The sequence below is a fragment of the Nocardia sp. NPDC052001 genome, from assembly GCF_040680615.1.
In the GTDB taxonomy this organism is placed as follows: Bacteria; Actinomycetota; Actinomycetes; order Mycobacteriales; family Mycobacteriaceae; genus Nocardia.
Map to the genome: position 1 here is coordinate 991,744 of NZ_JBFAXC010000002.1, position 23,893 is coordinate 1,015,636.

At 66.1% G+C, this 23,893-nt stretch carries 25 protein-coding genes; 14 read left to right on the top strand and 11 right to left on the bottom strand.

Annotated elements, in window-relative coordinates:
• Positions 1 to 10: 10 nt before the first annotated feature.
• The 5 genes from nuoL (at position 11) to AB0L82_RS12920 (ending at position 5,616) form a co-directional block, all read left to right on the top strand.
• Positions 11 to 1,882 (top strand): NADH-quinone oxidoreductase subunit L, encoded by a 1,872-nt coding sequence (gene nuoL, locus AB0L82_RS12900; protein WP_364636040.1) that lies wholly within the window; start codon positions 11 to 13, stop codon positions 1,880 to 1,882.
• Positions 1,879 to 3,495, top strand: coding sequence for an NADH-quinone oxidoreductase subunit M (locus AB0L82_RS12905; protein ID WP_364634537.1), 1,617 nt, complete (start codon positions 1,879 to 1,881; stop codon positions 3,493 to 3,495). The genes nuoL and AB0L82_RS12905 overlap by 4 nt, the downstream gene beginning before the upstream one ends.
• Positions 3,492 to 5,105: an NADH-quinone oxidoreductase subunit NuoN gene (nuoN, locus tag AB0L82_RS12910; protein ID WP_364634540.1), complete on the top strand. Its 1,614-nt coding sequence runs from the start codon at positions 3,492 to 3,494 to the stop codon at positions 5,103 to 5,105. The genes AB0L82_RS12905 and nuoN overlap by 4 nt, the downstream gene beginning before the upstream one ends.
• Positions 5,106 to 5,191: 86 nt before the next feature.
• Positions 5,192 to 5,464, top strand: a complete 273-nt coding sequence (locus tag AB0L82_RS12915) for a hypothetical protein (protein WP_364634543.1) — start codon at positions 5,192 to 5,194, stop codon at positions 5,462 to 5,464.
• Positions 5,461 to 5,616, top strand: a complete 156-nt coding sequence (locus AB0L82_RS12920; protein WP_364634546.1) for a WD40 repeat domain-containing protein — start codon at positions 5,461 to 5,463, stop codon at positions 5,614 to 5,616. Before AB0L82_RS12915 ends, AB0L82_RS12920 begins: the two co-directional genes overlap by 4 nt.
• Here AB0L82_RS12920 and AB0L82_RS12925 read toward each other — a convergent pair.
• The 3 genes from AB0L82_RS12925 to AB0L82_RS12935 form a co-directional block, all read right to left on the bottom strand.
• Complete coding sequence (locus tag AB0L82_RS12925) at positions 5,595 to 6,572, bottom strand: alpha/beta hydrolase (RefSeq protein WP_364634549.1); 978 nt, start codon at positions 6,570 to 6,572, stop codon at positions 5,595 to 5,597. The two genes, AB0L82_RS12920 and AB0L82_RS12925, sit on opposite strands and share 22 nt — an antisense overlap.
• Complete coding sequence (locus AB0L82_RS12930; protein WP_364634552.1) at positions 6,572 to 7,909, bottom strand: S8 family serine peptidase; 1,338 nt, start codon at positions 7,907 to 7,909, stop codon at positions 6,572 to 6,574. Before AB0L82_RS12930 ends, AB0L82_RS12925 begins: the two co-directional genes overlap by 1 nt.
• Before the next feature lie 79 nt (positions 7,910 to 7,988).
• The gene (locus tag AB0L82_RS12935; RefSeq protein WP_364634555.1) at positions 7,989 to 8,660 is read right to left on the bottom strand and encodes a TetR/AcrR family transcriptional regulator C-terminal domain-containing protein; all 672 of its coding nucleotides are present in this window, start codon (positions 8,658 to 8,660) and stop codon (positions 7,989 to 7,991) included.
• Positions 8,661 to 8,739: 79 nt separating this feature from the next.
• On the opposite strand from AB0L82_RS12935, the gene AB0L82_RS12940 reads away from it, so the two are divergent.
• From AB0L82_RS12940 to AB0L82_RS12960, 5 genes are all read left to right on the top strand, one after another.
• On the top strand, positions 8,740 to 9,303 hold the full coding sequence (locus AB0L82_RS12940; RefSeq protein WP_364634558.1) for an ester cyclase: 564 nt from the start codon (positions 8,740 to 8,742) through the stop codon (positions 9,301 to 9,303).
• Positions 9,300 to 10,112, top strand: coding sequence for an MBL fold metallo-hydrolase (locus AB0L82_RS12945; RefSeq protein ID WP_364634561.1), 813 nt, complete (start codon positions 9,300 to 9,302; stop codon positions 10,110 to 10,112). Before AB0L82_RS12940 ends, AB0L82_RS12945 begins: the two co-directional genes overlap by 4 nt.
• A 64-nt stretch (positions 10,113 to 10,176) precedes the next feature.
• Positions 10,177 to 10,932: a DUF3658 domain-containing protein gene (locus AB0L82_RS12950; RefSeq protein ID WP_364634564.1), complete on the top strand. Its 756-nt coding sequence runs from the start codon at positions 10,177 to 10,179 to the stop codon at positions 10,930 to 10,932.
• 88 nt (positions 10,933 to 11,020) lie between these two features.
• On the top strand, positions 11,021 to 11,869 hold the full coding sequence (locus tag AB0L82_RS12955) for an SMP-30/gluconolactonase/LRE family protein (protein ID WP_364634567.1): 849 nt from the start codon (positions 11,021 to 11,023) through the stop codon (positions 11,867 to 11,869).
• Between the two features lie 100 nt (positions 11,870 to 11,969).
• Positions 11,970 to 12,299: a hypothetical protein gene (locus AB0L82_RS12960; RefSeq protein ID WP_364634570.1), complete on the top strand. Its 330-nt coding sequence runs from the start codon at positions 11,970 to 11,972 to the stop codon at positions 12,297 to 12,299.
• Here the strand turns inward: AB0L82_RS12960 and AB0L82_RS12965 are convergent, their stop codons facing one another.
• Positions 12,300 to 12,485 carry a hypothetical protein gene (locus AB0L82_RS12965; protein WP_364634573.1) on the bottom strand — a complete coding sequence of 62 codons (186 nt, stop codon included), beginning with the start codon at positions 12,483 to 12,485 and terminating at the stop codon, positions 12,300 to 12,302.
• Between the two features lie 106 nt (positions 12,486 to 12,591).
• Here AB0L82_RS12965 and AB0L82_RS12970 point away from each other — a divergent pair, with 106 nt between their 5' ends.
• From AB0L82_RS12970 to AB0L82_RS12980, 3 genes are all read left to right on the top strand, one after another.
• The gene (locus AB0L82_RS12970) at positions 12,592 to 12,741 is read left to right on the top strand and encodes a hypothetical protein (protein ID WP_364634576.1); all 150 of its coding nucleotides are present in this window, start codon (positions 12,592 to 12,594) and stop codon (positions 12,739 to 12,741) included.
• Between the two features lie 69 nt (positions 12,742 to 12,810).
• Positions 12,811 to 13,650: an alpha/beta hydrolase gene (locus AB0L82_RS12975; protein WP_364634579.1), complete on the top strand. Its 840-nt coding sequence runs from the start codon at positions 12,811 to 12,813 to the stop codon at positions 13,648 to 13,650.
• Positions 13,651 to 13,755: 105 nt separating this feature from the next.
• On the top strand, positions 13,756 to 14,583 hold the full coding sequence (locus tag AB0L82_RS12980; protein WP_364634582.1) for an NAD(P)H-binding protein: 828 nt from the start codon (positions 13,756 to 13,758) through the stop codon (positions 14,581 to 14,583).
• Here the strand turns inward: AB0L82_RS12980 and AB0L82_RS12985 are convergent, their stop codons facing one another.
• From AB0L82_RS12985 to AB0L82_RS13005, 5 genes are all read right to left on the bottom strand, one after another.
• The gene (locus AB0L82_RS12985; protein WP_364634585.1) at positions 14,584 to 16,623 is read right to left on the bottom strand and encodes a M3 family metallopeptidase; all 2,040 of its coding nucleotides are present in this window, start codon (positions 16,621 to 16,623) and stop codon (positions 14,584 to 14,586) included.
• 131 nt (positions 16,624 to 16,754) lie between these two features.
• Complete coding sequence (locus tag AB0L82_RS12990) at positions 16,755 to 17,804, bottom strand: ParB/Srx family N-terminal domain-containing protein (RefSeq protein ID WP_364634588.1); 1,050 nt, start codon at positions 17,802 to 17,804, stop codon at positions 16,755 to 16,757.
• 131 nt (positions 17,805 to 17,935) lie between these two features.
• Positions 17,936 to 18,445 carry a hypothetical protein gene (locus tag AB0L82_RS12995; protein ID WP_364634590.1) on the bottom strand — a complete coding sequence of 170 codons (510 nt, stop codon included), beginning with the start codon at positions 18,443 to 18,445 and terminating at the stop codon, positions 17,936 to 17,938.
• A gap of 33 nt (positions 18,446 to 18,478) precedes the next feature.
• The gene (locus tag AB0L82_RS13000) at positions 18,479 to 19,279 is read right to left on the bottom strand and encodes an inositol monophosphatase family protein (protein ID WP_364634593.1); all 801 of its coding nucleotides are present in this window, start codon (positions 19,277 to 19,279) and stop codon (positions 18,479 to 18,481) included.
• Positions 19,280 to 19,312: 33 nt separating this feature from the next.
• Positions 19,313 to 20,185: an LLM class flavin-dependent oxidoreductase gene (locus AB0L82_RS13005; RefSeq protein WP_364634596.1), complete on the bottom strand. Its 873-nt coding sequence runs from the start codon at positions 20,183 to 20,185 to the stop codon at positions 19,313 to 19,315.
• A gap of 194 nt (positions 20,186 to 20,379) precedes the next feature.
• Here AB0L82_RS13005 and AB0L82_RS13010 point away from each other — a divergent pair, with 194 nt between their 5' ends.
• Positions 20,380 to 21,951 (top strand): alpha/beta hydrolase, encoded by a 1,572-nt coding sequence (locus tag AB0L82_RS13010; protein WP_364634599.1) that lies wholly within the window; start codon positions 20,380 to 20,382, stop codon positions 21,949 to 21,951.
• A 4-nt stretch (positions 21,952 to 21,955) separates the two neighbouring features.
• Here the strand turns inward: AB0L82_RS13010 and AB0L82_RS13015 are convergent, their stop codons facing one another.
• Both AB0L82_RS13015 and AB0L82_RS13020 read right to left on the bottom strand, forming a co-directional pair.
• Positions 21,956 to 22,609: a response regulator transcription factor gene (locus AB0L82_RS13015; RefSeq protein WP_364634601.1), complete on the bottom strand. Its 654-nt coding sequence runs from the start codon at positions 22,607 to 22,609 to the stop codon at positions 21,956 to 21,958.
• Between the two features lie 3 nt (positions 22,610 to 22,612).
• Positions 22,613 to 23,776, bottom strand: coding sequence for a histidine kinase (locus AB0L82_RS13020; RefSeq protein ID WP_364634604.1), 1,164 nt, complete (start codon positions 23,774 to 23,776; stop codon positions 22,613 to 22,615).
• Positions 23,777 to 23,893 lie beyond the last annotated feature (117 nt).

The following is a 23,893-nucleotide window of genomic DNA, read 5'->3' on the forward strand; positions in this document are numbered from 1 at the left end:
TGCGCAGATGATGCTGTGGCTGCTGCCCGCGCTGCCCCTCGCGGGCGCTGTATTCCTGCTGCTGATGGGACGATTCAGCGATAAGTGGGGGCATATCGTCGGAACCGCTTTGGCGCTGGGCTCTTTCGGCGTCGCGGTATGGGCGTTCTCGGAAATGCTCGGTCGTTCCGATGCCACCCGGGCGGTGCACTACAACCTGTTCAGCTGGGTGCCGGTCACCGGGCTGAAGGTCGATGCCGCACTGCAATTGGATCAGCTGTCGATGTGCTTCGCACTGCTGATCACCGGTGTCGGATCGCTCATCCACATCTATTCGATCGGGTACATGGCGCACGATGAGGGACGGCGGCGGTTCTTCGCCTACCTGAATCTGTTCCTGGCCGCGATGCTGGTGCTCGTTCTCGCGGACAACTTCCTGGTGCTGTATCTCGGCTGGGAAGGCGTGGGTCTGGCCTCGTATCTGCTGATCGGGTTCTGGTATCACAAGCCTTCGGCCGCAACGGCTGCCAAGAAGGCGTTCGTGGTGAACCGCGTCGGTGATATGGGTCTGGCGATCGCGCTGATGATCATGTTCGCGACGTTCGGGAGCATCGACTTCCGGACCGTGTTCGGGGCGGCCGATCAGGCGAGTTCCGGAACCCTCACGGCCATCGGGCTTCTGCTGCTGCTTGGCGCGTGCGGTAAGTCGGCACAGGTCCCGCTGCAAGCCTGGCTCGGGGACGCGATGGAGGGCCCGACCCCCGTGTCGGCGCTCATCCACGCGGCCACCATGGTCACCGCCGGTGTGTATCTGATCGCGCGATCCAATCCGATTTTCGATCTCGCCCCCGGTGCGCAGGCCGCCGTAATGGCGGTCGGCGCGGTCACTTTGCTCTACGGCGCGATCATCGGCTGCGCCAAGGACGACATCAAGAAGGCCCTGGCCGCCTCCACCATGAGCCAGATCGGCTACATGATTCTCGCCGCGGGCCTCGGCCCGGTCGGATACGCGGCGGCCATCATGCATCTGCTCACGCACGGATTCTTCAAGGCCGGACTGTTCCTCGGCGCGGGATCGGTCATGCACGCCATGAACGATGAGACCGATATGCGGCGGTACGGCGGACTGCGCAAGCTGCTGCCGATCACCTACGTCACCTTCGGGCTCGGGTATCTCGCCATTCTCGGCGTGCCGCCGTTCGCGGGGTTCTTCTCCAAGGACCGGATCATCGAAGCCGCCTTCGCGCACGGCGGATTCGGCGGCATCATCACCGGACTCGCGGCGCTCGCCGGTGCGGGCATCACCGCGTTCTATATGACCCGGGTCATGCTGCTCACGTTCTTCGGTGAGAAGCGGTGGAAGGAAGGCACGCACCCGCATGAGTCGCCCGCTTCCATGACCGGGCCGATGATTCTGCTGGCCTTCGGTTCCGTCGCCTCGGGTGCACTGCTCGCCTACGGTTCCTCGCTCCAGAACTGGCTGGCTCCCGTGGTCGGCACGCATCACGGCGAACCGATCATTCCGGTGTGGGCCATCACCTTCTTCGCGCTGGCCGTGGTCGCGGCGGGCGTATGGGTGGCCTACGACCAGTACTCCGCGCATCCGGTGCCCGAAACCGCTCCTGCCGGAACGCCGCTCACCGCGGCCGCGCGCCAGGATCTCTACGGTGACGCGTTCAACGAGGCCGCGTTCATGCGCCCGGGTCAGCATCTGACCCGTTCGCTGGTCTTCGTCGACAATCGCGGGATCGACGGTCTGGTCAACACCACCGCCGCCGTCATCGGCGGCCTGTCCGCGCGAGTCCGGCGCGTGCAAACCGGTTTCGTGCGCTCGTACGCCCTGTCCATGTTCACCGGCGCGGCACTGGTGGCCGCCGCCCTGCTGGCGGTGAGGTTGTTTTGAGTGACTTTCCCTGGCTGACGACGCTCTGGGCGGTTCCGCTCGTCGGAGCCGCGCTGGTGCTGTTCTTCCCCGCCGCCTGGCGCACCGGAGCGCGATCGTTCGCGCTCGCGGTGTCCGTCGGCACGCTCGGGGTGGCGATCTGGCTCGCCACCCAGTTCGAAGCCGGTGGGGCGCAATACCAATTCGTGGAATCGCGGGAATGGATTCCGGCGTTCGGGGCGGGCTACACGCTCGGCATGGACGGCATCGCGCTGGTGCTGGTGCTGCTCACCGCCGGGCTCATGCCGCTGCTCATGCTCGCGGGCTGGCAGGACGAACGCGAGGTCGGCAATGGGCCGCGCGTGGTCAACTACTACGTCGCGCTCATGCTCGTCGTGGAAGCCATGGTGCTGATTTCCTTTGTGTCGCTGGACATTCTGCTGTTCTACGTGTTCTTCGAGGTCATGCTGATCCCGATGTACTTCCTCATCGGCGGATTCGGGCCGCGCACCGGCGATCCGGCGGTGCGGGCGCAGCGATCCCGGGCCGCGGTGAAGTTCCTGCTGTACAACCTGTTCGGCGGGTTGATCATGCTGGCGGCGGTCATCGGCCTCTATGTGCTGACCGCGCGGGAGAAGCTGGGCAGCAATGGAAATGGCACCTTCGATTTCCGGACCGTCATGGAGGCCGCCAATTCCGGACAGCTCGGCGCCGGACCGGTGGTGCTGAACGCGCTGTTCCTCGGTTTCATGTTCGCGTTCGCGGTGAAAGCGCCGCTGTGGCCGCTGCACACCTGGCTGCCGGACGCGGCCGTGGCCGCCACCCCGGCCAGCGCGGTGCTCATGATGGCCGTGGTCGACAAGGTCGGGACGTTCGGCATGCTGCGCTACTGCCTGCTGCTGTTCCCCTCGGCCACAGCGACTTACGCGCCGGTGATCAGCGTGCTCGCGGTGATCGGCATCATCTACGGCGCACTGCTGGCCATCGGGCAGACCGATGTCATGCGGTTGATCGCGTACACCTCGATCTCGCACTTCGGCTTCATCATCCTCGGCATCTTCGCGCTCACCACGCAGGGCGGGACCGGGGCGACGCTGTACATGGTCAATCACGGGATCTCCACCGCGGCGCTGTTCCTGATCGCGGGATTCCTCGTGTCGCGCAGGGGAACCCGGCTCATCGCCGAATACGGCGGGGTGCAGAAGGTCGCGCCGATTCTGGCGGGCACCTTCTTCATCTCCGGTCTGGCGACGCTGTCGCTGCCCGGGCTGGCGCCGTTCATCAGTGAGTTCATGGTGTTGATCGGGACGTTCACGCGGTACCCGGTGGCGGCCATATTCGCTTCCACCGCACTGGTTCTCGCCGCCCTGTACATCCTGTGGATGTACCAGCGCATGATGACCGGGCCGGTGAAGAAGGGCAATGAGCGGCTCTACGATCTGCTGCCGCGCGAAATGCTCGTGGTCGCGCCGCTGATCATCGCGCTGCTGTTCCTGGGCGCGTACCCCAAGCCCGTGCTCGATCGCATCGATCCGGCGGTGGCGCGCACGCTCACCACGATCGGACAGCATGATCCGGCTCCGGCAGTGAAACCCGAAGCCGCCCAGACGTCTAGCGGAGGTGCTCACAAGTGAGTGCTACACCCCTGATCCTCGCGGCGGCCGTGCCCGCACCGAGTATCGAGTATCGCAATCTGTCTCCGATGTTGATCGTGTTCGGTGTGGCCGTGGTCGGGGTGCTGGTGGAGGCGTTCGCGCCCAGGGCATCCCGGTATGTGCTGCATATGGTGCTCGGGCTCGGCGGCATGGGTGTCGCGCTCGGCGCGGTGATCGGGCTCCGCGGCACCAATTCGACCGCGGTGGTCGGCGCGGTCGCCATCGACGGCGTGACGCTGTTCTTGCAGGGCACGATTCTGGTGGTGTCCATTCTCGGGCTGCTGCTGATCGCCGAGCGGCGTGCGGATCGGATGCCGATTCACAAGGAGGGACCGGGCACCTGGAGTCTGGCCGCCTCGCGCGGGGTGGACGCCTTCGCACCGCAGGCCGCCGCCATGCCCGGTAGCTCCGATGAGATCGCGGCGACCAAGGCGGGCGTGGCGACCACCGAGGTCTTCCCGCTCACCCTGTTCGCGGTCGCCGGGCTCATGCTCTTCCCGGCCTCCAATGATCTGCTCACCATGTTCATTGCGCTGGAAGTGCTTTCGCTGCCGCTGTACCTGCTGTGCGGGCTCGCTCGCCGTCGTCGGCTGCTTTCGCAGGAAGCGGCGCTGAAGTACTTCCTGCTCGGCGCGTTCTCCTCGGCGTTCTTCCTGTACGGGATGGCGCTGCTCTACGGCTACGCCGGAACCGTGCGTATGGGCGGTATCGCCGATGCGGTGGCCCGGGACACCAGCAATTCGCACACCCTGGCCATCCTCGGTGTGGCCATGCTGGCCGTCGGCCTGCTCTTCAAGATCGGCGCGGTGCCCTTCCAGTCCTGGGTGCCGGACGTCTACCAGGGCGCACCGACCCCCATCACCGGATTCATGGCCGCCGCAACCAAAATCGCGGCCGTCGGCGCACTGCTGCGCGTGCTGTACGTGGCGGTCCCCGGCCTCCGCAACGACTGGCGTCCGATCCTGGCGGCCGTCGCCATCGCGACGATGGTCGTCGGCGCGGTCCTGGCCATCACCCAGACCGATATGAAGCGCATGCTCGCCTACTCCTCGGTGGCGCACGCGGGCTTCATCCTCACGGCCCTGGTGGCGGCCAACTCCTCCGGCGTCTCCTCGGTCCTGTTCTACCTCGCCGTCTACGGCCTCGGCACCCTCGGCGCCTTCGCCGTAGTCAGCCTGGTCCGCGACGAAAACGGCGACGAGGCAACCGCATTGCCCGCCTGGGCGGGCATGGGCCGCCGCTCCCCCTGGCTCGCCACCATCTTCTCCCTCTTCCTCCTCTCCTTCGCGGGCATCCCGCTGACAAGCGGCTTCATCGCCAAATTCAGCGTCTTCGCCGCAGCCTCCGCGGGCGGAATGACCCCCCTGGTCATCGTCGGCGTCCTCAGCAGCGCCATCGCCGCCTTCTTCTACATCCGAGTAATCGTCCTGATGTTCTTCACCGACGCCCCGGCAACCGCCCCAACCGTCGTCTCCCCCACCCTCACAACAACTGTCATAGCCATGACGGCAGCAGCCACCCTCGTCCTCGGCATCTTCCCCCAACCCCTGCTCGACCTCGCCGACCACGCGGCAACCTTCGCCCACTGACCCCCGAAACCCCCGGTCCCGCCGCGACTCTCGCGGCGGGACTTTTTCGCTTCATGGACTCGCACCTTGCGTGCTAGTACTTGGGCGTGGATTCGTTCGCTGGGCGACAGGCAGTGATTCATCTGGCGAGAACGGGTCGCATCGATGAACTGCGGCAGCTCGCCGATGCCGGGGACCCGAAAGGGTGTCGGCAGTTGGCTGCCGTTCTTGTTCGGACGGAGCGGATTCGCGAGGTGCGGGAGCGGATCGAAAATCAGCGGTTCGACGAGCGCCTCGCCATCAGCCCGCCGGACATCTCCTGGCGACTGCACGCCGCAACGGCTGGGTCAATGGTGGAGTGCGACTGTGGAACCCGGTGACAGGGACCTTGGTCGGTGAGTTGGACACGGCTGCCAACTCGATTGCCTTCAGCCCGGACGGCAAGTTTGTCGCCACCGCCGACGAGGGTAGCGGGCTGGTATGTCTATGGGACACCGCACCTTTCGAGTCTCAACGGTCCGGCGACAGGTGAGTGTCGAGGAAGTCGAAGAATGGGGTGGTTATTCGGGAGGGGTATAGGAATCCGTAGCCGAGGAAGAGGTGGTCGGCGCGGGGGTAGATGACCAGGTTGTGTGGGACCTGGGCTGCTGTGAGGGCTCGGTCGAGGAGGATGCTTTGGTCGGGGGCGACTATGTGGTCTATTGCGCCGTGTTGGATCAGCATTGGGGCGGTGTTCGGGGTGATGTGGGTCAGGGGGCTGGCGGCGCGGTTGAGATCTGGGGATTGGGAAGGGACGCGGCCCAGGAAGTGTGATTCGGGTGAGTTCTCGGTGTCGTGGCGGAGCAGGACCGGGGGGATGAGGTGGTCGTCCATGCGGGCGAAATCGGTGGGACCGTACCAGTCGACGGCGGCTTGGACTCGGCTGGAGAGGCCGGTGACACCTACCTCGCCTTCGAGCTCCGCTACGTCGCCGGTGGTGGCCAGCATGGCGGAAAACCAGCCGCCGGCGGATTCGCCCCAGGAGGCGAAGCGGTCGGGGTCGAGGTTGAATTCCTCTGCGGTGGAGCGCAACCAGCGGACTCCGGCTTTCACGTCGTGTAGCGGTGAGGGGAATTGGGCCTCGCCGGATAGGCGGTAGTCCAGGCTCGCTACCGCATAGCCGCGATCGACCAGATCGGCGAAGATGCTGAGCGAGTTGCGAAAGCCCGCGATGGGCAGCAACCCGGTTTTGTCGAATGCGGCGAAGGCCCCGCCGTGGATGTAGACCACCGTCGGTCGCGGCCCCGGCCACCGCGCCGCATCGGGGGTGTACAGGTCCAGTGCGAGATCGCGATTCGGTTCGACGGTCGCGTACACCAGGTTGTAGCGGGCCAGGCCGCCGTTCGCGAACGAAATCCCTTCCGGGCCCGCCGATGCGCTGGGCATTCGGCGAGAGACGGCGGAGACCACGAATTCCCCTGCGGCGCAGACGCGCTCGAACACCGTCATCAGACGGAGGCGGCGGTGCGTTGCAGTGCCGCGAGCAGAGCCGCCGTGTCCACGACGCCATAGCCGTAGTCGTTGTCGAAGCCTGGTGCGCCGCGGTCGGTTGCGGTGTTGCGCAACAGGTCTCGCAGTCGAGCCGGTGGGAGGGCGGTGGCGGACCATTGGGTGCGGATGGCGGCGACCACGCCCGCGGCGACCGGGCACGCGGCGGAGGTGCCGGTATCGGGTTCGGTGGCCCCGAAGGCCGTTGAGCCGAGAAAGTGCGTGTACGAGCAGATATCGGGTTTGCGGGCGCTGAGGCGGCCGGGGCCCTGGGAGGAGTAGCCGACCCGGGTGCCGGTGTTGTCGACGCCGCCGATGCTCAGGGCGCTGGGGTGCGAGTTCGCGCCGCCGATGGGTTGATCCTTGTACGCGCAACGGCCGTCGGGGCAGTCGCGCCCGCAGTTTCCGGCGGCGAAAAGGATATCGGCTCCGGCGGATTCGAGTGATCCCACGATCACGTTGAAAGGGTGCGAGGGATTGTCGGAGTAGTTCCCGGGGTTGCCGACCGGGAAGTCCCACTGCGGAGAGAACGATCCCCAGCTGTTGCTGACGACCAAGGCCCGAGTGGCTTCGGGCTGATCGCTCAGCACGGTCCGCAGCTGCGCGAAGGCGGCGACCGCATCGGAGAGCAGGCCATCCATGACGCTGCCGCCATGCCGGGCGCTCTGCAATACGGGATAGTCCAGGAACGTCGCCTGCGGTGCGGCGATTAGCGCGTCGAACGCGCACATGGATCCGTGCGCCACCGGGAACTCGCCCGGGGCACCGGTCACACCGGCGGGATTCCAACTGCGCTTGGCATCGATGGCAGGCGGTGTACCGCGCACCTTGCCGACGAACGCGGCATTGATACCGGTATCGAGAATCGCCAGCGCCACACCCGCCCCGGTGAGCCCGGCGGTCGCGAGTTGAGTTGTGTGCAAACGTGATTCGATATCATGCCAGGTCCCGACGGCCGGAGTCCCGCCGCAGGTGAGGTTGTTCTCGATAACCGGATCCGCGAACACCCCGGTGACCGTGGCCGACCGATTCAACAGCCGAATGCCGGGCGTGATCTCGTCATCGGGAATCTCCCCGCGCACCAGCACCGTCGCGTCCTCGAGCGCCGCCGAGTAGGTCGCCCCACCGGTTGCGGAGGCGATCGGCCCCACCCCGGGCAGCAGCACCGGCGTATACGAATCATCGAGCGTGAACCCGCCGGATTCGCCCAGCACCTCGGACGAGCGAACCGTGATCCCGGGATCTGCCACCGCCGCAACCAGTTCGGCCGACGGGCGAAGCTGAATCAGAAGACGCATCCCGCCATCCTGCCGCCATTCGTCTGATCTCGCGCGAATCGTGATCAAAATCAGGGCGCACCAGCGCAATACGCCGGTCTCATTCCGGCCGCGTGACCATCCGCACCATGAGATCGAGGGTGTACTCGAATTCGCGATCGCGGTCGAAGCGTGCCAATTCGGGAGCGGCCGCGGCGAGTTGCGGCAGTCCGGTCCTCTCCAGGGTGCGGCGGCGTTCGGCGATGCCCTCGATATCAGCGGTGCCGAAGGTCGGCCCCGCGGAGACCTCTCGCAGCAGGGTTCCGATGAGCGTGGCCAGCAGCGTCCGCAATAAATGGACCGCTTCGCCCGGATCTCTTCCGCTTCGGCGCAGCAGGGCCAGAATCGCGTCGGTAGGTGCGAGCCCGGCCGTTGAGGAGAGTTGACGGGTCAGCACCAGCGTCGCCGCCTCCGGATGCGCGTGCGTCACGCGGCGGAATTCGTGTGCGAGGGCACGCAGATCGGCCTCGACCGAATCGGTCTGCGGCGGTATCCGCAGCTGGCCGAGAATGTATTCGGCGACGGCGTCGAGCAGGTCGTCCTTACCGTCGACATGGTGGTACAGGCTCTTGGCGTCCACGCCGAGTACCCGGCCGACGGATCGCATACCCAGTGCCGCGATGCCTTCGGTATCGATCACGGTGAGCGCCGCCGACTGGATCGCCGCGCGCGAGAGCTGCGTCTCGTGCTTGGGCGGACGTCCGCGCCGAGGTGGGATAGCCGGATCGGTCATGGTTCCACCATTGCATATTTCCACGGCGTGGGTTTAATCTGGCGACTATTCCCACGCCGTGGGTTTACAGGAGATCCTCATGACCGACCGGTTCGCCATGCCGCCCGCCGAGGTGCTGCGGGCGCGCGAAAAGCTCGTCCTCGATCACTTCCACGATGAGGTGCGCCAGGACTGGGACGATGTCCTCGCCACCTTCCCGCATCCGCGCTACGAGATCATTCCCACCCTTACCGTCCACGACGGCGATACCGCGGTGCGCGGCTACTACCGCGACACCCGCGTCGCCTTCCCCGATCAAGATCACGAGATCATCGCGCTGCGGCACAGCTCGGATGCGGTCATCGTCGAATTCTGGCTGCTGGGAACACATTCGGGCCCGCTGGGCGCGATCCCGCCGACCGGTTCCCGGCACCGCACCCGCATGACGGCCTACTTCGTCTTCGACGCGGACGAGAAGCTGATCGCCGAACGCATCTACTTCGACACCCTGACCATGCTCAAACAGCTCATCGGCGGACTGAATCCGCGCGACCCACGCACCTGGCCGCTGGTCATTCGCGCACTGCGCGGATTGCTCGCCATGACAGGCGATCCCAACCCCGCGCTCGTCGACACCCCGGCGGCGGATCTCGCGGTCCGATGAGAGTCCATCACCTGAACTGCGGCACCATGCGCCCGCCCGCCGCACGCGGCGGGCTGGTCTGTCACGTACTGCTCATCGAGACGGGAAACGCTCTCGCACTGGTGGATTCAGGACTCGGACTCCACGATGCTTACTCCCCCGGCGTACGCTTCGGCCTCGCCCGTCACTACGTCCGGCCGCTCTTCGATCCGGCCGAGGCGGCCATCACCCAAATCCGAGGGCTCGGTTACGATCCCCGGGACGTCCGGGATATCGTGCTCACCCACTTCGACGCCGACCATATCGGCGGCCTCGCCGATTTCCCTTGGGCACGAGTGCATCTCACCGATACGGAAGCCCTCGCCGCCCGCCATCCGCGCAGCCTGGTCGAACGACAGCGCTACCGCCCCGCCCAGCGCTCGCACAGCCCCGAGCTCATCGCCTACGAGCCGACCGGCGAAGCCTGGCGCGGCTTCGAGAGCGCCCGGGAACTGACCGCCATCGCCCCGGGCATGGTGCTGATCAACCTCCCGGGGCACACCCGGGGCCACGCCGCGGTGGCCGTCGACGCCGGTTCGCGGTGGATTCTGCACGCGGGTGATGCCTTCTACCATCACGCCCAACTCGATGGCACGAACGCGGCCCCGCTCAGCCTCACCGCGATGGAACGGCTGGTCGCCGCCGACCGGTCTCGCGTGCGCGCCAACCATCGACTCCTGAAAGAACTTTGGACTGCCGCGGACCCCGCCCTCACGCTCGTCAACGCCCACGATCCCCAGCTGCTGACCCGGGCACGGGAACGGTCCGAGCCGGTCATCGATATGCCCTGATTAGCGGCAATGTTGGGTGGAAACCCTGAGGCGCGAATCAGCTACCGCTAGGCACACTTGCAGGATGGATAGATTGCATGTGGTGGGCGGCTCCGCCGCTGCCGAATCCCTGCGCATCGCGCTCGACGCCGATGCCGGTCGTCGCCAGGACACCGTCATCGAATTCCCGGACAGTCTGGACTGCGGACCGCTGCAACCCGATGACCCCGCGGTCCGCGTCGAATGGTGGGGTTGGCTGACCGAAATGGTGCTCGCGCAAACCGGCAGCCATTTCGCCCCGCTGGGCGAGCTGCCCGGGGAACTCGCCGCCTTCTGGAAACAAGTGGACAGCGCCCGGTCACCTGTCATCTGGTACGGCCGCGAAAACGCCGCCGAACAGTCCATGTTCCACAAGATCTGCGCCACCCGCCCCGGTACGGCGTTCGATGTGGTCGAGATTCCCGGCGCGGTCGGCGCGCAATCGCCGGAATCGCTGGCGAAATCGCTCTCCGAGATCCGACCGCTCACCCGAGCCGAACACGATGCGGCGATTCGCGACTGGCACACCCTCGAACAACAGAACCAGCCGTTTCGCGTCATCACCCGCGCCGGACTGTCCTCGGCCCCAGCCGACCACTATGACGCCGCGATTCTCGAAGCCGCCGACTCGGAATGGACCGTCATCGCCCGAGCCGTGGGGCCGGTGATGGCGGACATGAACGTCGGCGACTCCCCACTGTTCTGGCGGGTGAAGTCACTCGTCGATTCCGGGGCCCTGCTCGCGGACGGCAATCCCTGGCTCCCGCGCCAAACCAAGATCAAACGCGCCAAGCCGGAATAGTCTCCCAGCACGGGCCGGCATCGGACGCGATGATTTTCGCCGTGCTGCGACGTCTGAAGTAGCGGATCACTTTATTCGGAGGTGGAGCATGGCTGAAAGTCCGGTGTTGGTGCCGAGTGTGCTGTTGGAAGGATTGGCGCTGGGGGAATCGCCGCGATGGCACGAGGGACGGCTGTGGCTCTCGGACTGGCTCGCCGGTGAGGTGATGTCGGTCGATGCGGCGGGGGTGCCGACCGTCGAATTGAAGATGTCGGGCTTACCGTTCTGTTTCGACTGGCTGCCGGATGGCCGGTTGCTGATTCTGTCGAATGACCAGGGGCGCAAGCTGTTACGGCGCGAGGCCGACGGCTCGCTGGTCACGCACGCCGAACTCGCCGACGTGTCGCCCTATCCGTGGAACGAGATCGTGGTGGACGTGCACGGGAACGCGTACATCAACTCGATCGGCTTCGACATGATGAGCGGCGAGGGCCCCAAACCCGGTGTGCTGGCAGTGGTTTCGCCGGATGGCGCGGTGCGCCAGATCGCCGAGGACCTGCATTTCCCCAATGGCATGGTGATCACCCCGGACGGCTCGACGCTGATCGTCGCGGAATCGCATGCCAAGCGGCTGACCGCCTTCGATATCGCCGCCGACGGAGACCTGGTGAACCGGCGCGTATGGGCCGAGGTGGACGGCTATCCGGACGGTATCTGCCTGGACGCCGAGGGCGCGGTATGGGCTGCCGCGATGGAGCGCTGCCTGCGCATCGAGGAAGGCGGACGGGTCCTCGCCCGGGTCGAGCTCGACCGTGCGCCGTTCGCCTGCATGCTCGGAGCCGAAACCCTGTATATCGTTGCGGCGGAATGGAAAGGGGCAGAAGGGATGACACTCGCAAACAGGACGGGCCGAATCCTCGCCGTGCAAGCCCCGGCACCGGGCGCAGGGCATCCCTGACCTCGGCAATTATCCGGCACTTCGGCAACTTCCAATATGCGAAGCACGACCGTGCCATAACGTGGAGTTTCACCGGGCCCGGACACGAAGGGATGGGCAGATGCGGCAACAACCGGCGGCGATCGGATTTCTCCGCCACGATGTGTCGGGCACGCACCAGCGCTGGGATAAGGCTCAAATGCACCAGCTGGCAAAACGTTTGGGATACGACCTGTGTCAGACACTCGTGCTGGGGCCGGAGACGGGCGAACTCATCGATGAGGTGCGCACGGCCATCACCGAAGCCGAAGCCGATGCGGTGATCACCCCGAGCCTGGATCATTTCGACGGCGAGATCCCCGACCCCCTGGTCGAGGTCGCCGACCTCATCACCGTCACACCGGAGAACACCTACGCGCGCTGGCGGGTCCCGCCCACTCCCAAATCCTGACTAGAGCAGCTCGCGTACGCGTTTGGCGAAGGCTTCGGGATCCTCCATGAATCCTCCATGCCCGCCGGGAAAGAGTTCCGGCTCTATATCGAGCGCGGCGGTGAGCTGACGCGAGGTGCGATCGCAGAACAGGCCGGCGGAGGTTTCGCCGATCCCGACGATGATCCGCACGGGAGTGGCGCGCAAACCGTCCAGATCGGGTCGCCAGCCCGCGGTGCCCCGAAGCTCGTGCAGGTAGAAGAACCGTTCGGAGGCAAGGTCTTCGGCGCTGGGCTCACCGCCGCTGGACCCGATGACGATGGCAGGTCCCGCATCGAGGTTGGCGATCAGGCCGGGCGGCCCGATCTACGGCATCGAGTTGAGCAATGACGGACTCGTCTCCTTCGGTGGCGGGCTGCCCATCACCGATGTGCGGGGGCGGGTGGTCGGCGCGGCGTTGTAACCGGGTTTGTCCGAACCTTCTTCCTATGTATATTAGGTTTCAACCTACGAATCATAGGAAGAAGGCGATATGAGGTCCGATACCCTGCGCGTGGCCGGTGCGACCATCTACTACGAGGTGCGCGGCGATGGTCCGTTGCTGCTGTTGATTCCGGGCGGCGGCGGTGACGCCGCGGTGGTGGACCCGATCGCGGATCGACTGGCCTCCCACTTCACGGTGGCCTGTCTGGATCCGCGCGGATACTCGCGCAGCACCATCGATGCGGGGGAACCGCTGGATCAGCGCGTCGAGGTGCAGAGCGATGACGTGCACCGGCTGATCACTCACCTGACCGATGAGCCCGCCTACGTCTTCGGCGGCAGCAGCGGCGCGATCGTCGGCCTGGATCTGCTCGCGGGCTATCCGGAGCAAGTGCATCGGCTGGTCGCGCACGAACCGCCCTGTTTCGCAATCCTTCCCGATGCGGCGGTACAGCGCGCCTTCATCGATGAGGTGTACGCGCTGTTCCGCGCCGAAGGACCGGGTGCGGCCGGTGCGCGGTTCCTGGCGGGCATCGGCGGCACGATGAAGCCGTTGCCGGACTCCTCGGAACTGCCGCCGCGAGCACAGGCCATGATGGCGCGGCTCATCGCCAATGGCCCGATCATGCTGGAACACGAACTGCGGCAGTTCACTTCGCATATCCCGCATATGGACGCGCTGGTGACGGTGACCGACCGCCTGGTGCTGGCATCGGGCCGCGACACCGGCCTGCACCTGCCCGCGCGTCCGGCAGCGGTGCTGGCGGACCAACTCGGAATGGAGGTCACCGAATTTCCGGGCGGTCACAGCGGTTTCACCGATGAGCCGGAGGCCTTCGCCGATCTGCTGCTGGAGATCTTCTCGGTTCCGGCGGTGCGCAGCGCTTGATCGGGCGTCGCTTATCGTAAGTATTAACTTCGAATCTGTTCCACCCGTACTGCTTTCGTGTATTTCTTGATCTGGGCGACCGGTTGGGAAGCCACCGTTGAGGGGATGAGCATGATCGTGGTGACGGGCGCGACCGGCAATGTCGGCGCGGATGTGGTGGCGGCGCTCGCCGATGGCGAGGAGCCGGTCCGGGCGCTGGTGCGCGATCCGAAACGCGCGGACCTGCCGGCCGGAATCGAAAGCCGCGCGGCCGATCTGACGGCTCCGGACAGTCTTGCGGCGGCCTTCGAGGGCGCGCGTGCGCTATTCCTGCTGCCGGGATATCCGGGCGTCGCCCAGGTGGCCGCCAAGGCGGGCGTCGAACATATCGTGCAATTGTCGGGGGTGTCCGCGGCGACCGGCGATACCGGCAATGCGGTGACGCGCTACATGATGGCCTCCGAACGCGAGGTCACCGAATCCGGTGCGGCCTGGACGATTCTGCGGCCGTGCGCCTTCGATTCGAACACCCTGCGCTGGCTGCCGCAGCTCGCGGCGGGTGATGTGGTGCGAGCCCCGTTCCCGGAGGTCCGCACCGCTTCGCTCGATTCCTACGATCTGGCGGCGGTGGCCTCGCACGCGCTGCGCGAGGACGCCTACCGCGGCGAAATCCTGTGGCCTACCGGTCCGGAAGCGCTGCGGCCCGCGGATCAGGTGGCCATCCTCGCGCAGATCCTGGATCGAGATCTGCATTGCGTCGGCCTGTCCGACGAGGAGGCGCGCACGGAAATGCTGCGCACCACCCCGGTCGACTACGTGAACGCCTTCTTCGATTTCTATGTCGACGGCGCGATCGACGAATCCATTGTGCGGAACACCGTCGAGGAGATCACCGGACGCGCACCGCGCACCTTCGCCCAATGGGCCACGGTGCACGCCGATGCTTTTCGCTGACTAGCCCGTGAGACCGCGCCGCGCCAGCAGCGGCTGGATTTCGGGAGCGCGCCCCCGGAATGATTCGTATGCCGCGAGCGGATCGACCGAACCTCCCTTGGCGAGCAGGCCGCGACGGAATCGCTCACCCTTCTCGCGGATCGGCGCCGCACCGTCTTCGAACCATTGCACGGTGTCGGCGTCGAGCACCTCACTCCAGATGTAGGAGTAGTAGCCCGCACCGTAACCGCCCGCGAAGATATGCGCGAAGTAGCCGGTGCGATAGCGCGGCGGAATCGCCGAGAGCGCGAGCCCGGCCTTGTGCAGCGCCGCCTCCTCGAACAGCTCGGCGTCGATATCGGCGGACTGGTCGGCGGTAATGCGATGCCAGGCCCAATCCAGCAGCGTCGCGCCGAGGTATTCGACGGTGCGGAAGCCTTCGCCGAATCGTTCTGCCGCCGCGCGCTTTTCGAGCAATTCGGCGGGAATCGGCTCGCCGGTCTCCACATGCCGGGCGTAATTGGCCAGGATTTCCGGGCGGCTCGCCCACATCTCATTGACTTGGGACGGGAATTCCACGAAATCCCGGGGCACGGCGGTTCCGGCGAAGAACGGGTACCGCACATCGGAGAACAGGCCGTGCAGGGCGTGGCCGAACTCGTGGAAGAGTGTGCGAACGTTATCCCAGGTCAGCAGCGCCGGTTCGGATTTGGGCGGCTTCACGATATTGAGGTTGTTCACCACCACGGCCCGGGTGCCCATCAGTTCGGACTGGCCGACGAGTTCATTCATCCACGCGCCGCCGCGCTTGGACGGACGCGCGAAGAAATCACCGAGGAACAGGCCCAAACCGCTGCCATCGGCGTCGAAGACCTCGAAGACCCGCACTTCGGGGTGATAGCCGACCAGATCGGTGCGCTCCGAGAACGTCAGGCCGTACACCTGTTCGGCGGCGTAGAAGACGCCGTCGCGCAGTACCCGCTCCAATTCGAGGTAGGGGCGCAGTGCGTCGGCGTCGACCGAGAAGCGTTCGGCCCGCACCTTCTCCGACCAGAATTGCCAATCCCAGGAACGCAATTCGGCATCGCCGGACGCCTCGCCCGCGCGCATGGCGGTCGTCAATTCCGCCGCCTCGCGTTCGGCATTGGTGACGGCGGGACCGATGAGCTGGCTCAGCATTTCCTCGACCGCGTCGGTGGTGGTGGCGGTCTGATCGGCGACGATATACGAGGCGTGATCCGGATAGCCGAGCAGTGCGGCGCGCGCGGCGCGCAGGCGGGCGATGCGGCCCGCGAGTTCGGCATTCGGATTATCGCCGAAGCCGCGACCCAGCGAGGCCATCATCATGCGCCGGCGGACTTCGCGATCGGCCAGTTCGGCGAGCACCGGCTGATTGGACACATTCTGCAAACTCAGCGCCCAGCCGTCGTGGTCGAGCGAGCGCGCGTTCTCGGCGGCGGCGGTGACCGCGGCGGGCGCGAGCCCGGCCAATTCGTCCTCGCTGTCCAGGAACAGGGTCGCGGCCTTGGTCGCGGCCATGATGTTGTGCTTGAACTCGGTGGTGGCAGAGGCCAATTCCATATTCCAGGCGCGCAATTGATCCCGCTCGGAAGCGCTCAGCGCCGCACCGGCCCGCACGAATCGGTTGTAGTAGCGCTCCAGCAGTCGCGATTCCTCGGCGCTCAACCCGAGCGTGTCGCGCTGATCGAACAGCGTGCGAATACGGGCGAACAGGTCCTGATTCAGCAGCATGGCATCGCTGAGCGCGGCCAGTTTCGGCGACATCTCCGATTCGATGGCCTCACTGCCCGGGGTGGAATCCGAGGAGGAGATATTGAAGAACACATTCGCGACCCGCGTCAGGATCGCACCCGAAAGCTCCAGCGCCACCACGGTATCGGCGAAGGTCGGCGCGGTCGGCGTGGCCGCGATGGCGTCGATCTCGGCCAGCTTCTGCGCGATGCCCGCTTCGAAAGCGGGCAGATAATGCTCCTCGCGGATCTCCGCGAACGGCGGCAGCTGATACGGCAGGGTGCTGGGTTCGAAGAACGGATTGCTCACCCCGCAAACCCTATGCCGGAACCGCGAGCGGGGTACACCGGACACGGGTGCGGCGTCGGCCGCACGGTGGATCGATGCCATCGTGCGACCGACGCCGCCAGTTGGTCGATCAGCCGGTCATTGCGGAAGGATCAGCGTCCGTTGCGGATTCGGTACTCCACCGCGTAACCCACCTTGCCCGGCTTGTCCGCGGCGTACGGCTGCGAGATCTTGGCGAATTCGCCCTTGTCCTCGGCCTTGCCGCCATTCCAGGCGCTCAGCTGATCGAGTTCCTTGGCGGTCTTGCCCTCGGCGACGATGGCATCGGGGGCGAGGGCGGTCTGCGCCTTGGTGACGGTCTTCAGCGCGGCCAGATAGGCGGTGAAATCGCTGCGATTCCAGTCGCCGCCGATATTGCCCTTGCGCATCCAATCGCCCCAGAAGAACTCCTCGAACGGCAGATCGCCGACGTGGTAGCCGATATCGCGGGCGAAGTACATCATGCTGCGGTACTTGTCATCGGAGAAGTTCGACAGGCCCAGCGACTTCGGCAGCTGATCCACCGCGACCGGATTGCCCGAGACATCCTTGAGCCAGACCCAGCCCTTGGCCTTCATCTGGGTCCAGAAATCGGCATCGGACAGGGTGCTCAGGTTGCCCAGCACCTTCAGGCGCACGTGCAGATCCGCGCCGCCGTCCGGGGTCTCCAGGTAGGAGGTCAGCGTGTGGTGGCCGTCGGTCAGGTACGGCTTACCACCGGGGCCGATGACCACGGTCTTCATCGCCGCGATGCTTTCGGGGGTCTCCTGACCCACCGCGAGTTTGCACTGGAACGAGGACGAATCGCTCAGGCGCGCATCCGGTTTGGCCGAGACGACGGCAAGCTGGCCATTGCTCTCGCACCAGTCGTTGAACTTGGAGTTGATCTCATCCTTGCCGAGGGTATAGCGGCCCAGCTTGTAGTAGATCTCGTCGTAGCCCAGCGAGGGCTGGGTGGCCAGCACATCACCGATTCGCACATCGAGCAGATCACCGGCGGCGGCGCAGGCGTACGACGATCCCGCCGATCCGCTCTGTAGCGCGCACAGCGGGTCCGCGCTCGCATTTCCCGGGGCGACCCAGGTGATGCCACTTGCCAAAGCCATCAGGGCCGCGGCGATTCCCGCGGTCCAACGACCCCGCCCGACGGTGGTACTGCTCATCGATTTCCTCACATCCCGCATGTCATCCAAGCCGCATCACCGTGACCACCGTCCGTGACGGGTACGCGATCATCGAGCAGACGAATGCTGTTCACCACGACAACAATTGGTGAACAGGTGCGCACTCGTTGCTATCCGGTCCAGAGGGTTTCGGCGGGCTTGTGCGGATCGACCCACTCCTGATCGAAATACCAGACCAGGCCCTCGGCTTCCTCGGCGATGCGCAGGGCGATCACGGATCCGAAGACCGCGCCCAGGCGATGCGAATCCTCGACGGACATCTCGATATTCACCACCTGGGTGGTTTCGGCGAGATGGGCGCGAATGCGATCCGGGCCCGGGCCGACCGCGTCGATCAGGTGCTCCCCCAGCACTTCTCCGACCTGGGCCACCACATCGGCGCCCAGTGCGTGCCAGACGCGCATACCGCGCCCCTCGGTCTTCCAGCCCACCGACACCTCGGCGTCGGCATCGATGCGCAGATTCACCAGGGCGTGTTCGAGGGCGTCCTCGACCTCCGCGTCATTCTCGAAGAAACCCTCCGCCAAGGTCCACAGATCGGCACTGGATATCCAGTCCCACACCTCAGCGCCATCCAATTCAACCGATTCCCGGCAGTACACGCTGATCCACTCCGCCACGGCCCCACCGTATGCGGCGTACGCCGCTTACGGCTACCTATCTGTTACGGCTTGACGGGCAATGATTTCCAGCAGCCGTTCATGCGTCGCGGCGTCCGCGGCCGCCACCAACCCGTGCGCACCGGCGAGCACGTCTTCACCCGCCAATCCGGTAACCCGGCAGCCCGCGGCGCGGCACAGTGCGATTCCGCTGCTGAAATGCACATTGTCCCAGAAGTCGCCATCGGTGAGGTAGGCCGCGCGCCGACCGGCCGCCACCCACGCGAGCGCCAATGTGGTGGACAGGACTCGCGGATGGAATCGAGTCATGAAGCGCTCATCGTCGAATAGTCGCCCGGCGCTGAAGGTTCCACGATTCGGATAGGGCGGATCCACGTCGATATCGACCAGTTTGCTGTCAGCGCGCGGGGTTAGTACCTGGTCCACGCCGCCGTGCCGGGCGAACGCGCCGGTACCCGCCGTCCAGAAGATCTCGCCGCTGAAAGGATCGGCGACCACCGCGATATCGAGGAAATTCGCCACGCGCAGCGCGATATTCACCGCGACTTCGGGTATGCCCGCCGCGAAATTCCTGGTTCCGCACAGCGGATCGATCAGCCAGACCCGATCACCGTGTGAGGTCCCGGATCGGCCCGATTCCTCGGCGATGAATCGATCATTCGGTCGCGCGGCGCTGATGACCGCGAGAATGGCCTGTTCCGCACCAATATCGGCCTGGGTCGCGAAGTCGTCGCCTTCCTTCGCGTAATGCTCGGCGGGGCCGCGGAAGGCTGCGCGCAATACCTCGCACGCGGCTTCCGCTGCGCGAACGGCGATTTCGACATCTGAGTCCACCATTCGGACGGTACCGACTGCGCTACCTCGGTGTCAGGGCAGCAGCGGGCGGACCTGCTCGGCGGTGAATCGGAGGAATTCGACCGGATCGGGTTCGTCAGCGGTGGGTTGCAGGATGACGCTGGTCGCGCCCGCCGCATACCAGCGCCGCACGGCGGCGGCGATGGCCTCCGCATCGCCCGCCACACCGATATCGGGGATGGTGTCGCGGTCCTTGATCTGCAATTCGGCGGCGACGCGATCGGCGGCATCGGGGCCGGTGGCGGCCAGCAGGTACGCCACGATCGGGAACGGCTGGGCGGCAAGCGATTCCGCACGAGCCTCGCGGAAGATGTCGACGGCGGCCCGGATGCGCTCGGGTGAGGCGGTGTTGTCGAGTACGACACCGTCGGCCGATTCGCCCACCAGGCGCAGGGTTTTGGGTCCGCTGGCGGCGGCGAAGATCGGCGGGGCGGCGGCCGGGGGCCAGTCCAGGGCCACGCCGTCCAACTGAATGTAGCGCCCCTTCACCGTGAGTCGCTCACCGCCCAACAGCGCGCGCAGGGCCTCGAGGTATTCGCGCAGCAGGGTCACCGGCGATGCCGCACGCGCGCCGACCTGGCCCATCCAATCCTGTACGCCATGACCCACACCCCAGATACCGCGACCGGGGAACATGCGCTCCAGCGTCGCGATCTCCATGGCGGTGAGCGCGACATTGCGCAGCGGTACGGGCAGCACGCCGATGCCGATGCGTACCCGCTCGCTCCACGCCAATGCGGCTGCGGCGGTAGAGATTCCGCCCTCCAGGAAGCAGTCTTCCCACAGCCACAATTCGTCCAGGCCCGATTCGTCTGCCACGCAAACCGCATCGCGCAGGCGCTCCGGCGGATTCTGCGGGCGGAATACCGCTCCCAAGGTCGTCATGAATTCATGACTACCAGATCCGGGTGACATCGGAACGGAGTCGATTCGATGCTCGGGATGGGTCTACCGAACGGGCGAGATCAGGGCCGCAGAAAGGGGCCGCGCGGTAGATGCCGCCGGGTACCGCCGATACCTAGCGTCGAATACGGCCGTCACTCGGCGGCATTCGAAGCACCATCGGCTGTAGGGGTTTCATGCAATCGATCAAATCGGCCGCACGTGCGCGGGCGGCGGTACCGCTGCTGACCGCGATCCTGCTGGCCGGATGCGGCGCGGGCACGCGGGAGACACCCGTCGAACACGGGCTGCCCGCACGGTTACAGGAGCAGGAGATCACTTGGCACGACTGCCGGACGGGGCCGCAGGACACGACGGGGGAACGATTGGCCGCGGCGGGAGCGCAGTGCGGAGAATTCCGGGCACCGCTGAATTATGGGGATCCTGGCGGCGCGACCATCTCCATCGCGGTCGCGCGGCGGCTCGCCACGGATTCGGCGCATCGGCTCGGGACGCTCGTGGTGAACACCGGTGGACCGGGGCCGTCCCGCGATGGCGTGACCATGATCGTGGACGGTCCCGAAGGCGGGCATCCCGCCGCGACGGCGATTGCCGAGCGGTTCGATCTGGTGGGTATGGATCCGCGGTTCTTCGGTGCCAGTTCACCGCTCGAATGTGGTTGGGGCACCCGTGAATATCTCGGCATTGCCCAGGCAGCGCCCGTGGAGCGGGCGGATTTCGACCGGATGGTGACCGTCGCCCGGGAACTGGCCGCGCGATGCGAGCCGTCGCGCGCGCTGCTGCCGTTCGCGTCCACCAGGACGATCGCTCGTGATCTCGATCTGCTGCGGGTTCTCCTGCGTGAATCCAGGATTTCCTACCTGGGCTGGTCCTGGGGAACCTATCTGGGCGCGGTCTATACGCAGCTTTTCGGTGATCGCGTCGATCGAGTTGTCTTGGACAGTGCGCTGGATCCGCGAGCGCCCGGACCTGATCTGACACGGGACACCGCGACCGCAACGGCTGCCGCCTTGTCCGACTGGGCTCGATGGGCCGCGCTGCGCGATGGCGAATTCGATTTGGGGACAACGCGGGACGCGGTCCTCGATGCGGTGGGCGGCATCGCCCGTGCGGTTTCCGTGCGGCCGGTGACGATCGGCGGGGTGACCATCACCGCCGATATGGTCCCGGGCCTGCTGCTGACGGTCGATGACTCCGATGCCTATTACGAGGTATTCGGGCGGCAGGTGCGGGCGCTGTATGACGCGGCTCTGGGGAGGTCGTCGGATCCCACGCCGGAACTCGAGGCCAAGCTGGGTCTTTACGCGGATCAGTCCGTATCGCCCGAATTCGGTTTCAGCGCAACGGTGGCCAATCAGTGCGCGGATCGGACGGCGCGCGGGGTCGAGGACTACTTCACCGATATTCGGGATCACCTCGCCGCCGAGCCGGTGTTCGGTCCGCTGGCTCGGCATCTCACCCCGTGCGCGGTGTGGCCGGTCGGCCCGGTTGAGCCCGCGACCGTGATCGGCAATAGCCGCCCGGCGCTGCTCATCGGCGCTTCGGGCGATCCTGTCGCACCCGTGGCAGGTCAGCGGGCGTTGCGGCAGGCGCTCCCGGAGGCTCGAATTCTGCTGATGGAAGCAGCGTTTCGGCACGGCGTCTACCTCGCCGAGCCCTCCACGTGCATCGATTCGGCGGTGGAGGCGTATCTGCTGAACGGCGTCCTGCCCGGCGGTGACGGTACCTGCCGTCGAGTCGCGGACTGACAATCTAGCGAGCGCCGGGCCGCACCAGCCCGGCCTCGTGCGCGATGATCACCGCTCGCACGCGGTCCCGCACGGCGAGCTTGGTCAGGATATGCCGCACATGGGTTTTCACGGTCCCCTCGCCTACGGCCAATTCGATCGCTATCTCGGCGTTGGAGAGGCCGCGCGCCAGCACCCGCAGTACCTCGGTCTCGCGGTCGGTCAGGGTCGCGACCAGGCGCTGGGCGGCGGGGTCGACCGGCGGGGCGAGGCGATCGAGCAGTCGGCGGGTGGTCGAGGCGGCCAGCACCGCGTCACCGGCGTGCACGGTCCTGATCGCGGTCAGAAAGTCTTCGGCGGGGGCGTCTTTCAACAGGAATCCGCTGGCTCCCGCGCGCACCGCCGCGACCGCGTAATCGTCGAGGTCATAGGTGGTGAGTACGAGCACCTTCGGGGTGCGCGACGCGGCCAGAATCCGAGCGGTCGCTTCGATGCCGTCCATTGTCGGCATGCGCACATCCATGACGATCACATCCGGTGCGGTCCGGGCGGCTTCGGTGATTCCGCTCGCGCCGTCACCGGCTTCACCTACCACCCGCATATCCGGTTGTGAGTCCACCACCATGCGAAACCCGGCCCGCACCAGGGCTTGATCTTCGACGAGCAGTACTCCGATCATCGTCTACTCCTCGATTCGCAATGGAATTCGCGCCGCCAGCAGGTGGCCGTCCGGGGTACGCCGCAGTTCGATATCACCGCCGTGTGATGCGACGCGTTCTCGCATTCCGATCAGGCCGTAACCGGGGCTCTGCTGTCCGGAAGCGGCGCGACCGTCATCCGCGATATCGATCGAGAGCCAGTCTCCGCGCCGCGATATCGAAACTCGTGCTCGTGCACCGGCTCCGGCATGTTTGACCACATTGGTCAAACCCTCTTGAACGATTCGATACACGACCAGGCCGATACCGTCGGCAATTCCCCGCGGCACGTCGAGCGTCAATTCCACGGGTAGTCCCGCGGCGCGCATATCACCGACCAACCGCGCGATATCGGTGAAGCCGGGGCTCGGCGATGTCTCGGGCTCGCTATCCGCGCGCAATACGCCGATGGCCCGCCGGGTTTCGACCAGCGCCCGCCGCCCGTGTGCACCGATGGCAGTCAATGCGTCGACGGCGGCATCCGGCTCCCGCACTGCCGCATACCGTCCGCCATCGGATTGCGCCACGATCACCGCCAGTGAATGCGCGAGAATGTCATGAATATCCCGCGCGATCCGAGTCCGCTCGGATAACACCGCCAATCGCATCCCCTGATCCCGAGTGCGCTCCAGCAACTCCGCCCGCTCGGCCAGCGCCAGCAACTCCCCTCGCCGCGCCCGCTGCCAAGCCCCGCCCAGCCAGGCCGCCAACACGGTACTCGCCAGGCCCGCACCGACAATCACATGCGCCAGCACCGGCATCGGCAACTGCGGCCAACTCCACCCACCGAGCACCGCGCCGATAAGCCCGCCCGCCAACCCGATCCGGCTCGAATACCCGCGCCCATACGCCGCCAACGTATAAACGGCGATCGGCACCGCGATATCGGCGGGCAATGCCCCCGTCGAATCCCGAATAAGCACCCACTGCACAAATGCACCGACCGCCACCCCCGCCGCCGAAACCTCCGGCCACCGCCGCCGAATTGCCAACGGCCCCACCACCACCACTGACAAAACGAAGTAATCGGCATCCGCCCCCACCAGAATCCCGCACAGCACGCACCCGACGATCAACGCCCCGGCGAACACCGCGTCAACCAGCGCGAACCGCCGACGCAACCACACCACCACCCGCTCGTCGACCACCCGACCACCCTAATTCGACAGGAACACCCGCACCTCACCCCTCGGAATGACCCGCGGCCCCGGCCGATCCATCCTTCGGAATACCCGGCCCCGGTGGTCGGTGATGGTCCGACTCTG

Excerpts from the sequence above, each read along its gene's own strand:
- nuoL (WP_364636040.1), top strand. The coding sequence starts at position 11 with ATGCTGTGGCTGCTGCCCGCGCTGCCCCTCGCGGGCGCTGTATTCCTG.
- AB0L82_RS12925 (WP_364634549.1), bottom strand. The coding sequence starts at position 6,572 with ATGACGGTGTTCGAGCGCGTCTGCGCCGCAGGGGAATTCGTGGTCTCC.
- AB0L82_RS12930 (WP_364634552.1), bottom strand. The coding sequence starts at position 7,909 with ATGCGTCTTCTGATTCAGCTTCGCCCGTCGGCCGAACTGGTTGCGGCG.
- AB0L82_RS12935 (WP_364634555.1), bottom strand. The coding sequence starts at position 8,660 with ATGACCGATCCGGCTATCCCACCTCGGCGCGGACGTCCGCCCAAGCAC.
- AB0L82_RS12940 (WP_364634558.1), top strand. The coding sequence starts at position 8,740 with ATGACCGACCGGTTCGCCATGCCGCCCGCCGAGGTGCTGCGGGCGCGC.
- AB0L82_RS12945 (WP_364634561.1), top strand. The coding sequence starts at position 9,300 with ATGAGAGTCCATCACCTGAACTGCGGCACCATGCGCCCGCCCGCCGCA.
- AB0L82_RS12950 (WP_364634564.1), top strand. The coding sequence starts at position 10,177 with ATGGATAGATTGCATGTGGTGGGCGGCTCCGCCGCTGCCGAATCCCTG.
- AB0L82_RS12955 (WP_364634567.1), top strand. The coding sequence starts at position 11,021 with ATGGCTGAAAGTCCGGTGTTGGTGCCGAGTGTGCTGTTGGAAGGATTG.
- AB0L82_RS12960 (WP_364634570.1), top strand. The coding sequence starts at position 11,970 with ATGCGGCAACAACCGGCGGCGATCGGATTTCTCCGCCACGATGTGTCG.
- AB0L82_RS12970 (WP_364634576.1), top strand. The coding sequence starts at position 12,592 with ATGACGATGGCAGGTCCCGCATCGAGGTTGGCGATCAGGCCGGGCGGC.
- AB0L82_RS12975 (WP_364634579.1), top strand. The coding sequence starts at position 12,811 with ATGAGGTCCGATACCCTGCGCGTGGCCGGTGCGACCATCTACTACGAG.
- AB0L82_RS12980 (WP_364634582.1), top strand. The coding sequence starts at position 13,756 with ATGAGCATGATCGTGGTGACGGGCGCGACCGGCAATGTCGGCGCGGAT.
- AB0L82_RS12990 (WP_364634588.1), bottom strand. The coding sequence starts at position 17,804 with ATGAGCAGTACCACCGTCGGGCGGGGTCGTTGGACCGCGGGAATCGCC.
- AB0L82_RS13005 (WP_364634596.1), bottom strand. The coding sequence starts at position 20,185 with ATGACGACCTTGGGAGCGGTATTCCGCCCGCAGAATCCGCCGGAGCGC.
- AB0L82_RS13010 (WP_364634599.1), top strand. The coding sequence starts at position 20,380 with ATGCAATCGATCAAATCGGCCGCACGTGCGCGGGCGGCGGTACCGCTG.
- AB0L82_RS13015 (WP_364634601.1), bottom strand. The coding sequence starts at position 22,609 with ATGATCGGAGTACTGCTCGTCGAAGATCAAGCCCTGGTGCGGGCCGGG.